Below are 10,975 nucleotides of genomic sequence, written 5' to 3'. Positions count from 1 at the left end.
GGAGGATACCCAAGTTGAAAAACACTGCCTCAAGTAGCAAAAAATGACTCTAGAGAACTGAAGCAGCGAAGGGGTTCATTGCGCAATAGTCTCAAAATGCAGGTATTGTGTGGGCCGAGGGCAGAGCGGCGTTTACTCCAGCTACCCCAAGGCCAAGTATCGTGCGCTAGAGGGCGCTTAGGTCGAAGCTGATGAGGGATATACTAGAGTAAGTGGCCTAAAGCCGACAACGAAATCCGTACGGAACAAATGTCGCAAATAGCTTGAGCAGTTTGTATACTATGGGCACACCCTCTTCATACGACATACACATTCGTCTATAAAGCAAGAGAGCTCTTAGTAGGTGCCCACCATCTTCAAGATACGAGCTACCTGCCAAGAGTAGGCAAGTAGTACGGGGAGGAAGACGACGAGTGTGAACTGCCAAGCTGCAAGCCTTGGAGCGAATACCTCACGTGAGGGGCGATGCCCTAGAGGCGAGAGGCGCTGGCGCAGCCATTGATGAAGCAGAGAGATTAGATAACCAGTACTCAACCCTACGGCAAAGCCAACCAAGATGTCGGAGAGGAAATGTACACCTAGATACATACGGCTATAAGCTACGATAAAGACCACGCCGAAAATAAGGAATGAGGTAAGTCTATCTCGTATCGTTCGGCTCATCAGCATTGCTACGGCGATGAAGTTGGAGGCGTGACCAGAGAAAAAGCCATAGGCAGCCCCTTTGTATCCGAATACGATGTGGAGCAAGTCGCCCAAGCCCTCTAGATGTGTCGGGCGTGGCCTTGCGAAGAATGGTTTGGAGAAGCCCGCACTTAGCCTGTCGCAGATCAAGATGCATAGCCCTACACAGAGGATAAATAGCACGGCTTCTTGCCATGGCTTGCGATAAAAAAGATAATACAGCAGCACGGCTACTACAGGTATCCAAGCTCCAGTATTGGATATCATGTACATAAAGGCATCGGCTATGGGGCTATGCCAGCCGTTGATAGCTTTGAGAATACCGACTTCGCCCGGTATAAGAGGAGGCGTTAGATTGAGAAATATCATTGTTTGATTGGTAAGATTCGTGTAAAGCTTGTATTTGCTATCCAACCAATCCGCCCGTCCGGCAGGCGTACTTCACTAGCCGTTTCTTTAGTTGTCAATATGCCGATTGGAGTCCCCTCGTGGAGCTCGGCTATTGCCACAGCCTCCGCCTCGGGGGTAGACATCAGCTGCTGTCCCTGCTGTACGATAGCTTGTGACTGGCTCATCTTGTGGTAGTACCACTGGCGCAGTATGCAGGCATTGGCCACGAGGCAGAGTAGTCCAAGTAGGCTAGAGGAGTAGAAGAAGATTTTTTTGCGAGTCAGCACTCTAGAGATGAGGAAGGAGCCTAGAGCGAGAAGCATCAAGGCAAAGGTCGCAAGGGCGATAGTCGCCCAAGTCTGTATCGTGAACTGGTAGCATAGGCGATCGGCCCAGCGTGTCATTAGCCCTCGACCATCTCCCATACCTCCTTTAATCTGCTTGTATAGTAGCCCGAGGTTGTGTCTAGCCAGCTGATGTGTTGGCTCTAGATAGAGCGCTCGCTCGTAGGCTAGGATAGCCTCGGGGAGATGCTCCATCTGTGTGTAGCATACGCCTAGATTGTAGAGCATATCGGAGGTTGGGGTGTTGCTTTCTGCTATTTGCCCTTGGTAGTAGCGTGCAACTTCGGCATAGTCGCCTTGGGCGAAAGCCTCGCTAGCAGATGGTAGTGCTTGCTGAGCGTAGGTCGTGGTCTTGAGCATAGCCAATAGGGCTAGGCAGAGATATATGAAACGATTCGTCATCTTCGATAGGATTTATTTGCTGTCTATGGCACTATTTACCCGTTAGTTTCTTCGAGGTTTCCACTTTGGTAATGGCCTCGACAGCCCTTTGGTAGAGCTGTTTGGGGGCATCGCTAGAGGCATTTGGCGCAAAGCGAGCAAACTCGGCCTCGTCTAGGGTAGCACACCAAGCATCTATTAGCTCAGGCTCTACGCTGTGGTGCTCTAGATGTTCACGAACGTTGCTGCGACTTAGCTCGGAGGTTGGTAGGCGTAGTTTATCGCCCATATAACCCCACAGAGCACGTAGCAGCTCTTCGTAGAATTGGCTGTTTTGGTTCTTATCTAGGTATTGCTTGGCAAGACGCAGGCGCTTGTTGGCCACGGCATTGGCTCTCGAAGCACTATAGCCTAGGACATCGGCACGTAGTGCAATCCTCTTGCGGATCAGCATGAGTATAGCTACGAAAAGTACCATTAGCCCGATATAGCTGGCTGGGTATTGCCAGCTAGATACAAACGACAGCCCTTTGATTTCCGAGGCTCCTGTCTTGTTTGTCAGACCATATGGTGTGGTGTCGTCCTCTATTGTGGAGCTTCGTACCACAGGGGTATTCGACTCAATGTGTTTACCTTGAGCCACTCGAATGCTCATCTCTTCGGTTGCTACACGCTTGTAGCTCTTGCTCGTAGGATCGAAGTACGAGAAGGTCAGCTTGGGGAGTGTGTAGCGACCCGTGTGTCTGGGTATGATGCTGTACTCGATGATGCGAGTAGCTCGCACCGTTGTGCCGTCGCTTGTCTGCTCGGTTTCGTCGCTTGGGTCGTAGACCTCTAGCTCACGAGCGAACTCTAGATTGGGTAGCTTGGCTATCTTAAGGTTGCCAACTCCTTGTATGCGATATCGTAGTGTAAGGGCTTCGTTGGTGCGAGCGCTCTGACTCGAGAGCTCGGCATTGACGATGAACTTACCTACAGCACCCGAGAAGTCGTCGGGCTTACCTGCTTCGGGGAGAGGTTTTACGTTAATAGCCACTGGTGAGGTGACGAGCTTGCGCTCTATCATTGATCCAAGGAATGGATCGCCTTCTAGCTCCATGGGTATCTGAATAGTGATCTCACTGGAGGGAAGTGTCAGCGAACCTGCTCTTTGCGGGAAGAGTACTTCACGTATAATCTCGGCCGTTTGGTAGCTAGTACCTTGATAGTCCTCTCGTAGAATGGGTGTGCGCCCCGTATCCTCCACTTTCTGGCTAATAAAGCCGTCGTAGGTGGGAGCTTTGGCGTCCAAAACACCGAAGGACGTAGAGGAGTAAATCTTGTAACTCACAGGTAGAGCCTCCTGCACATAGACCGAGGTTCGTGGCACGACCGTGCGGTAGAGGTATCCTCTAGACATACGACTCATATTCTTTGCCCCCGAGGTGCTGGCTAGTACCGTCAGTTTGTGTGCAGGTGCTGAGATAGGCTCTCCAGACGGGCGAGCTAGCTTGAAACCAGAGATTGTGAACGAACCTCGATTTGTCGCTAGGAATGTATAGGTAAAGGCTACATAACTAGAGGATACGACACGCCCGTTGGTAATAGATACATTGGAGCTCTCGTTGCGTGTCGGGCCATAGAGTAGCTCTAGCCCCTCGTACTTTGGTGGAATAGGTGATACATCTTCCTTAAGGTCTCTGATAGCGTAGGTGACGGAGAAAGGGCGCCCCTGCTCGACCTCTTGCGGAGCCTCGACTTGGATAGTTTGTGCTCGGAGCGTTGTGCCGACGAAGGCTAGAGCACAGATGAGGATATAAATCGATCTACTTATCGATGTTACCATTTTCGTTTTACCTTATTGTTTCTTTTCTGCTCCACCTCACGCTGCATCTGTTCTACACGTTGGCGAGTCTTGTCGTCATTCTGTTTGTAGGCATCTAGGATCTGCTCGGCTTGCTGTCTACTCATTTTACCTTCGCCCTCTTGGGGATTGGCAGGGTTCTTGGCCTCAGGGTTTTCTTTCTTTTGCTGTTGGTCCTGTTCCTTCTGCTGGTTCTTTTGTTTGTCCTGCTGTTGCTTATCCTTGTTCTGATCCTGATTTTGCTTCTGATCCTTGTCTTGATCTTGCTTCTGTTGCTGATCGTTTGGGTTCTGCTGTTGCTCTGGCTTCTGCTGTTGTTCCTTCTGCAGGAGCTTCTGGGCTAGGACGAGGTTGTAGCGTGTAGCATCATCGCTCGGGTTGAGAATGAGTGATTGCTCGTAGGCTTCGATAGCCTTGGCATACTGCTTCTCTTGCATCGAGATGTTGCCTAGGTTGTGCCATATCTCCGCTTGCTTGTCTTTGGGCAGATCCGTTTTCTTGGCGGCCTGCTCGTAGTAGCTACGTGCCTCTTGTCCTTTGCCTTGTTTGTAGAGCGTATTGCCCATGGCGAAGTTGGCGTATATCGAGAGGCTATCTTGCTGGAGAAGCCTTCGGTAGCTAGTTTCGGCTGCTACGAAATCTGACTTCTCGTAGTCCTTATTCCCTTTGCGTAGTAGTTGCCTCTGTCGTACTTGAGCCTCTACGGACCCCATGCCCATAAGCATGAGCGCTAATAATAGAATCTGTTTGCTACTCATGGGAGAAAAGGTTGTATTTCATTAGGATTCTATTTCTTCTCTCGGCGATAAAGCACTCGGCCACGAGGAGCACTAGTGCTAGCCAAGCCCATACCTCGAAGAGCTCTAGATAGCCCGAGTGATCGAGGCGTCCTGTATTGGCCTTGGGGAGTTTGTCTAGCTCCTGATACAGAGCCTCGACCAAATCGCTCTGATTGGTCGAGGTGACGAAAGAGCCTTGACCTGCTTCGGCGATAGAGCGGCACATATCGGAGTTGAAGTGTGTCGTAACGACCTGTCCATCTTCGTCTTTGAGATACTGACCGTCTGCCACTGGTATAGGTCCGCCCTCGGCAGTCCCTATCCCTACTACTTGTACTCTGATGCCTTGCTTAGCGGCTGCCGTTGCGCTTTCGATGGCGTCCCCCTCGTGGTCTTCTCCATCTGTCATGACGATAATAGTCTTGCCGATGTCTTCACGAGAGGAGAAGGACTGTATGCCCAGAGAGATTGCCTCGCCGATTGCTGTGCCCTGAGCTGATAGCATAGAGGGGCTAATGTTGGCCAAAAACTCCTGCGCTGTTTTCAGGTCAGTGGTGATGGGGAGCTGTATGTAGGCCTTGCCAGCGAAGACAATGAGCCCCACCTTGTCACTTTGCATACGCTCGAGCAGACGCTGTACCGAACGCTTGGCGAAGTTTAGGCGTGAAGGCGCCAAATCTGGGCAAAGCATCGAGTTGGAAACGTCTATACATATCATAGCTTCTATGCCTCGTCTGTCCTCGCCCTCCTGTTTATTGCCCGGCATCTGAGGGCGAGCGAGGACGATGACTAGGGCGGCGAAGGATAAGATGAGCATCAAATCTCTCATGAGTCGTTTGCGTCCTACACGCTCAGGCATCAGAGTGGTGCGCATCTCGGGATTGCTTGCATAGCGATGTAGCTTCCGCCGCCTGATGTAGAAGCTGTAGATGCTCAGCCCGACCATAGGGGCGAGCAAGAGTAGCAGGTAGAGATATTGGGGAGAATGAAATATAAACTTCATTACGGGTTCGTTCTGAGGTAAGTATTGCGCAAGATGAAATCCAAAGCTAGGGCCAGCAATGCAATGATAGCAAAGATAAGGTATTCCTCACCCACCATTTGATAGTTGCGTGTGCGCAGCTTGGTTTTCTCCATTTGATCGATCTGATTGTATATTTTCTCCAGACTGCTCATGTCCGTAGCACGGAAGTACGTGCCGCCTGTACTCTCGGCGATCTGTCGTAGCACTACCTCGTCTAGATCCACAGGCATGGGGCGCACGACCGTTCCTCCAAAAGCAGAGGAAATGGGATACGGGGCCTGTCCTTGATCCGTCCCCATACCGATAGCGTGTACTGTGATGCCTAGGCTTGCGGCGAGTTCTGTCGCCAGTTGAGGGGAGATATCACCAGCGTTGTTTACCCCATCGGTCAGCAGAATGATGACCTTGCTCTCGGCTTGGCTATCTCGTAGGCGATTGACCGCAGTGACAAGACCTAGCCCGATGGCAGTCTGATCCTCAATCATACCGGGTGTAATCTGCACCAGTCGATTGACTAGGGCGCCGTGGTCGGTAGTCAGAGGACAGACAGTGAAGCTCTCGCCAGCGAATGCCACTAGACCGATGTTGTCATTGGGGCGATTGGCGACGAAATCTGCAGCCACTTGTTTAGCAGCCTCGATGCGGTTGGGCTCGAAGTCCATCGCTAGCATACTGGTGGAGATATCCATCGTCAGCATGACGTCTATCCCCTCCACATCGTTTTCGCTCCAGCTCCTTGACGACTGGGGGCGAGCTAGGGCGATGATGAGCATAGCTAGAGCAAGCATGCGCAAGGCAAAAGGCAAATGTCTTAGGCGTACTCGCCAGCCAGAGGGTAATCCCTTGATGAAGCTAAGGGAAGGTGTCAGAAGTGCTGCCTGAGCATGCCGTCTATGTAAGATGTACCATAGCACAAGCGCTGGTATAGCTAGTAGCAGGTACAGCAAGTGTGGGTGTAGGAATGTCATACTTCAGCCCTCCCTTCTGCTATATCGCTATTGTCTGCCTCCTCTTGTGCGGCAAGCCATAAGGACTGCGTGCGCAGCACGAAGCTACGTGCATCGGCTAGTGAGTTGCGAGCATCGCCCTCGGTGGGGGTGCTTTTGGCAAACTTCGATAAGTCGGCCTCACGCTGTAGTCCCTCAAGTAAGGTACGCAGCTCTCGGTCTTCGCCCCTGCGGTAGAGGTAGTCGTTGAGCTCGCTCGTGGTCATCTCCAGTACATGCCAGCCTTTGACAGCATAGATATAGTGCTTGAGGCTCTCGATGACCTCGCTATAGAATTGTTTGTACGCTCCCGATCGCCAGTAGGCACGTGCCTCGATTTCTCTTAACTCTCGCTCGATGCGCTCCAGTGGCTTCTCTGTTATCTCGCGGGTAGGGGTGGAGGCAACTGGTAGTTTGACGTCCTTGGGTAGCTGTCTGTATCGATAGATGCTATAGGCAGTGATAGCTAGCAGGAGTATAATCCAGAAAGCAGGGTGCCTGAGTATGAGCTCCAAGATATCAGCTAACCCCCAAGATACTCCCCAAGGAGCCTTGATGTCTTCAAACTGCTCAGGGTGATCTAGGTCTACCTCGGGCTGAATGACATTGAGGGCTAGTGGCTCTGTCTGGGCACGACCGCTGGGTGTCTCGACGACAATAGGCGGTATGACGATGAGCGTTGAGTCGAAAGAGGTGATGAGCATCTTGGCTTGTATCTCTCGTAGCTTATCGTCTATCTGTACTGTATCGACAGCGCCGAACTCAAGAATCCTAAAGCGAGATGGCTCTTGGTCGTTCTCTGCCACGAAAAAGTGAGTGCGTGCCAAGTCGTCGGTGCGGATCACCACATCGATGATAGCTTGTTCGCCCGTTTTTATCTCGGCTCTATCTAGCTGGGCTTGGATAGAAACATTCTGAGCTTGGGCTGGCCAGCTCAGAAGTGTCCCTAGCGTAAGTATGATTAACTGTAGGTACGTCCTCATCGGAATGATTAAGTCGTAGGCCTCAAGACCTACGTCTAAATAATTTGATTAGTTCAGGAGTGAAGTCCTCTCCCGTGGATAGATGCACGAGGTCTACACCAGAGCGTAGGCATAGCTCTCGGCAGGTCTGCTCATGCCTGAGATAGCTCTCGGCATAGCCTCTGGCTAGTTTCTTAGACGAGGTGTCCACCCAGCGCTTCTGCCCACTCTCGGCATCTATGAGGTAGACCAGTCCTAGATCGGGCAGGGTAGCAGCTGTGGGGTCGAAGGCACGTAGAGCTACGAGGTCGTGCTTGCGGCTAGCTAGACTGAGAGAAGTTTGGTAGCTCTCACCCGTCTGTATGAAGTCTGAGATCAAGAAGGCCGTACAGCGTTTCTTGATTGTACGCATCAGGTAGCCCAGTGGTACATTGAGGTCTGTCCCTCTGCTCTGCGGCTGGAAGCCAAGTAGCTCTCGAATGATGTATAGGATATGTTTGCGACCCGAGCGAGGAGGGATAAATAACTCAATCTGATCTGTGAAAAAGATAGCCCCGATCTTGTCATTGTTTTGCATCGCTGAGAAAGCCAATGTCGCTGCAACCTCAGTCATCAGCTCACGCTTGCTCTCGGCTTTAGCCCCAAAGAGGCTACTGCCCGTTAGATCAATGAGCAACATAACCGTTAGCTCGCGCTCCTCCTCAAATACTTTGACGTAGGGGTTGGCGTAGCGAGCCGTTACGTTCCAGTCGATATCTCGTACATCATCTCCGACTTGGTAGCCACGCACCTCGCTGAAGGCCATACCCCGACCCCTAAAAGCCGAGTGGTATTGCCCCGCAAAAACTTGCTCCGATAGGCCCTTGGCCTTGATCTCGATGCGCCGTACCCTGCCGAGCAGGTCTGTACTCTGTGCCGTTCTATCCTTTTTCATCGGTTCTGTCGCCCTCGCTCTATGGCACCTCTACCTTGTTGAGGATCTCCTTGATCACATCATCGGCTACGATGTCGTTGGCTTCGGCCTCATAGCTTAGCCCAATGCGGTGGCGCAGCACATCATAGCAAACAGCACGTATATCCTCGGGGATTACATAGCCTCTGCGCTTGATGAAGGCGTGTGCTCGTGCTGCTACCGCCAGTGCGATAGAGGCACGGGGCGAAGCGCCGAAGCTAATGAAGTTTTTGTATTCGCCAAGGCCGGCAGCCTCTGGATCTCGTGTGGCGAAGACGATGTCTACGATGTAGCGCTCGATCTTCTCGTCTAGATACACTTGGCGCACGGTCTCTCGTGCCTCAAGCAGATCCTCGATCTGTAGGATAGGCTTGGCGGTATAGCTCGCTGTGCGGATATGATCTCGGATAATCTGAGCCTCTTCCTCTCGCTTGGGGTAGTCGATCTTGACCTTGAGCATGAAGCGGTCTACTTGAGCCTCGGGTAGGGGATACGTCCCTTCCTGCTCGATTGGGTTCTGCGTGGCCATTACGAGGAATGGGTTAGGGAGCTTGAAGGTTTTCTCACCGATGGTTACCTGTCGCTCCTGCATCGCTTCCAAGAGGGCACTTTGTACCTTGGCTGGGGCTCGGTTGATTTCGTCCGCTAAGATGAAGTTGGAGAAGATGGGTCCCTGCTTGACCTGAAACTCTTCGTGCTTCTGCGAGTACATCAGCGTACCGATCACGTCGGCAGGCAGTAGATCTGGGGTAAACTGGATACGCTTGTAGTCTGCGTGTACTAGCTGTGCCAGTGTCTTGATCGCGAGGGTTTTGGCTAGACCGGGCAAGCCCTCGAGCAGAATATGTCCGTCTGCGAGTAGCCCGATGAGCAGGGAGTCGATCAGATGTGTCTGACCGACGATTGCTTCTTGCATACCTCTACGTAGCTGATCGACAACGTAGCTTTTTTTCTCTATCAGCTCAGTGAGGCTTCTAATATCTATTGATTCCATGCTGTCTTTTGAGCATTTATATTGTGATGACTATTTCGTTTATTTTTTTCTATTCCTAAGTAAAGCCCGTTGTAGACTTAACGCACGATCTACCGAATTAGTATTGGACGAGTCGATGCCATACTTGCGGGCAGCTGGCAGGTTAAGTCGTGTGCCTAGAGGGATATTGTCGGGATTTTTGATCCGATCTCGATTCTCCTCGTATATGTACACCCAGAAGGCTTTGTGCCCATACTTGCGCAGGGAGATTTGCACAAGGCTATCTCCCGGCTTGATGACGATTTCCTCTGCCTCTATTCCTCTATTGGGGGCATCGGAGGCTGCGGGTGCAATCGCTGGTTTGGGGGCGGCTAAAGGGCGGGGCTGTGTGGTCTCTTCTGCTCTCATAGGGGAGGCGATATGCGCACTGTCTGTACCAGTGGTAGCAGTGTCTGCTGGGGCAGGAGTGGGGGCGACACGCTCGGAGTGCACAGGAGGTCTGTGCTGGGGCTGTACCGTGGTCATAGGTCTGCGCTCTAGGTACTGCCACAGAGCCCAAATACCGACAAGGAGGATAAGTAGCAGTATCAGTAGCCCGACCCACCGCCCTCTCTGGCCTCTTTGCGTAGATGCAACAGGTGAGCTCTTAGCTTGCGGTCTCTCGGGAGGGGTTGCTTGATGCTGTGGGTTTACCTCCTCCTGGGCTAATAAGTCTATCTGCGAGTCTGCTGGCTCAATCTGAGGAGCTTCGTTTGCTTGATCGGACTCTACTGGTTCGTTTGGGGTGTGGGCTATAGGTAGAGGCTCTACCACACAGACCTCAGGCTCTGCCCTTAGTGCTGCCTCTGGTTGTAGGTCTTCGTCGCAGAGAGGTTTGAGCACCTCAATGGCTGCAGTGGCAAGGCACTGCTCTAGGCTCTCGACCTCCCGCTCCTCTAGCCCCTCGGCCGCCTCAGGAGCAACGACCGCCACTGGGCTAAACATGCCAAAAGGCCTATTGAGCACCTCGGATAGTGTTACCTCTGGGGCGAATGAGAAGCCCCTAAGGCTCTCGGCCTCTATGATCGGGGTAAACACTCCTAGACCTGCCCATGCTGTTTGGCGCCCAGAAGATAACCCCTTGGCCAAACGTGGCTCGATAGCGGCCAGCCATCTGGCTACGGCCTCTGGGCGAACCTCTGTGGCCTGTACCAAGGCCTCGCATAAATCCCCTAGCTCCATGTATGCTCTATTGGGGGCGGGGGTGTAGGAGATCGCAAGGCGTATGATCGGGGGAATGAGGTAGCGCTCTAGATTGGGCAGGATAGCTAAGTATTCACCATCTGTGTGTGTAGACCAGTAGCCCGCCTCTCGGATATAGATGTCCATACCCATAGCCAAACGGCTCTCGAGTTGGGACCCAAAAGCCTGCCAGAGCCTAGCGCTTGTCTCAGGCTCTATGTCGGCGTCCTTAGCCAATCGATCTATCCACAACTCGTCTAGTAGCATCTTGAGTTTCTTCAGTCCAGGTGTTAAATCAAAAGAATTTAACCCCAAAGTTCGTCATTTCTTTATAATTGCACAACGGGGATACAGAGTTGATGGTACGGTAGTAGGTGTATTTCGCTTATCAGGCTCCTCTAGGACTGACATAACTGGCTAATCTCGAGGTGTTAAG

10 protein-coding genes are annotated in these 10,975 nt (G+C 52.1%); all 10 read right to left on the bottom strand.

The window, feature by feature from the left end; genetic code table 11:
• Positions 1–336: 336 nt before the first annotated feature.
• From HQ41_RS01490 to HQ41_RS01445, 10 genes are read right to left on the bottom strand one after another with little or no spacing between them, the layout of a single operon-like run.
• Positions 337–1,053 (bottom strand): phosphatase PAP2 family protein, encoded by a 717-nt coding sequence (locus HQ41_RS01490; RefSeq protein ID WP_044186937.1) that lies wholly within the window; start codon positions 1,051–1,053, stop codon positions 337–339.
• Positions 1,050–1,820: a tetratricopeptide repeat protein gene (locus HQ41_RS01485; RefSeq protein ID WP_044186934.1), complete on the bottom strand. Its 771-nt coding sequence runs from the start codon at positions 1,818–1,820 to the stop codon at positions 1,050–1,052. The genes HQ41_RS01490 and HQ41_RS01485 overlap by 4 nt, the downstream gene beginning before the upstream one ends.
• Positions 1,821–1,851: 31 nt before the next feature.
• Positions 1,852–3,624 (bottom strand): BatD family protein, encoded by a 1,773-nt coding sequence (locus HQ41_RS01480; protein ID WP_044186932.1) that lies wholly within the window; start codon positions 3,622–3,624, stop codon positions 1,852–1,854.
• Complete coding sequence (locus HQ41_RS01475) at positions 3,618–4,400, bottom strand: tetratricopeptide repeat protein (protein ID WP_044186930.1); 783 nt, start codon at positions 4,398–4,400, stop codon at positions 3,618–3,620. Before HQ41_RS01475 ends, HQ41_RS01480 begins: the two co-directional genes overlap by 7 nt.
• Positions 4,393–5,424, bottom strand: a complete 1,032-nt coding sequence (locus HQ41_RS01470; protein WP_044186928.1) for a VWA domain-containing protein — start codon at positions 5,422–5,424, stop codon at positions 4,393–4,395. Before HQ41_RS01470 ends, HQ41_RS01475 begins: the two co-directional genes overlap by 8 nt.
• Positions 5,424–6,413 (bottom strand): VWA domain-containing protein, encoded by a 990-nt coding sequence (locus HQ41_RS01465; RefSeq protein WP_044186927.1) that lies wholly within the window; start codon positions 6,411–6,413, stop codon positions 5,424–5,426. The genes HQ41_RS01470 and HQ41_RS01465 overlap by 1 nt, the downstream gene beginning before the upstream one ends.
• Entirely contained in the window at positions 6,410–7,414 is a 1,005-nt protein-coding gene (locus HQ41_RS01460; RefSeq protein WP_044186921.1) for a hypothetical protein, read from the bottom strand. Before HQ41_RS01460 ends, HQ41_RS01465 begins: the two co-directional genes overlap by 4 nt.
• 22 nt (positions 7,415–7,436) lie before the next feature.
• Entirely contained in the window at positions 7,437–8,327 is an 891-nt protein-coding gene (locus HQ41_RS01455) for a DUF58 domain-containing protein (protein ID WP_044186918.1), read from the bottom strand.
• Positions 8,328–8,346: 19 nt separating this feature from the next.
• Positions 8,347–9,339, bottom strand: a complete 993-nt coding sequence (locus HQ41_RS01450) for a MoxR family ATPase (RefSeq protein ID WP_044186915.1) — start codon at positions 9,337–9,339, stop codon at positions 8,347–8,349.
• A 39-nt stretch (positions 9,340–9,378) separates the two neighbouring features.
• Positions 9,379–10,806 (bottom strand): LysM peptidoglycan-binding domain-containing protein, encoded by a 1,428-nt coding sequence (locus tag HQ41_RS01445; protein WP_044186913.1) that lies wholly within the window; start codon positions 10,804–10,806, stop codon positions 9,379–9,381.
• Between the last annotated feature and the right edge of the window lie 169 nt (positions 10,807–10,975).

The organism is Porphyromonas sp. COT-290 OH860, from assembly GCF_000768935.1.
Classification (GTDB): Bacteria; Bacteroidota; Bacteroidia; order Bacteroidales; family Porphyromonadaceae; genus Porphyromonas.
The sequence above is the reverse complement of the archived record's forward strand: the minus strand, read 5'-3'. Positions and strand labels throughout refer to the sequence as shown.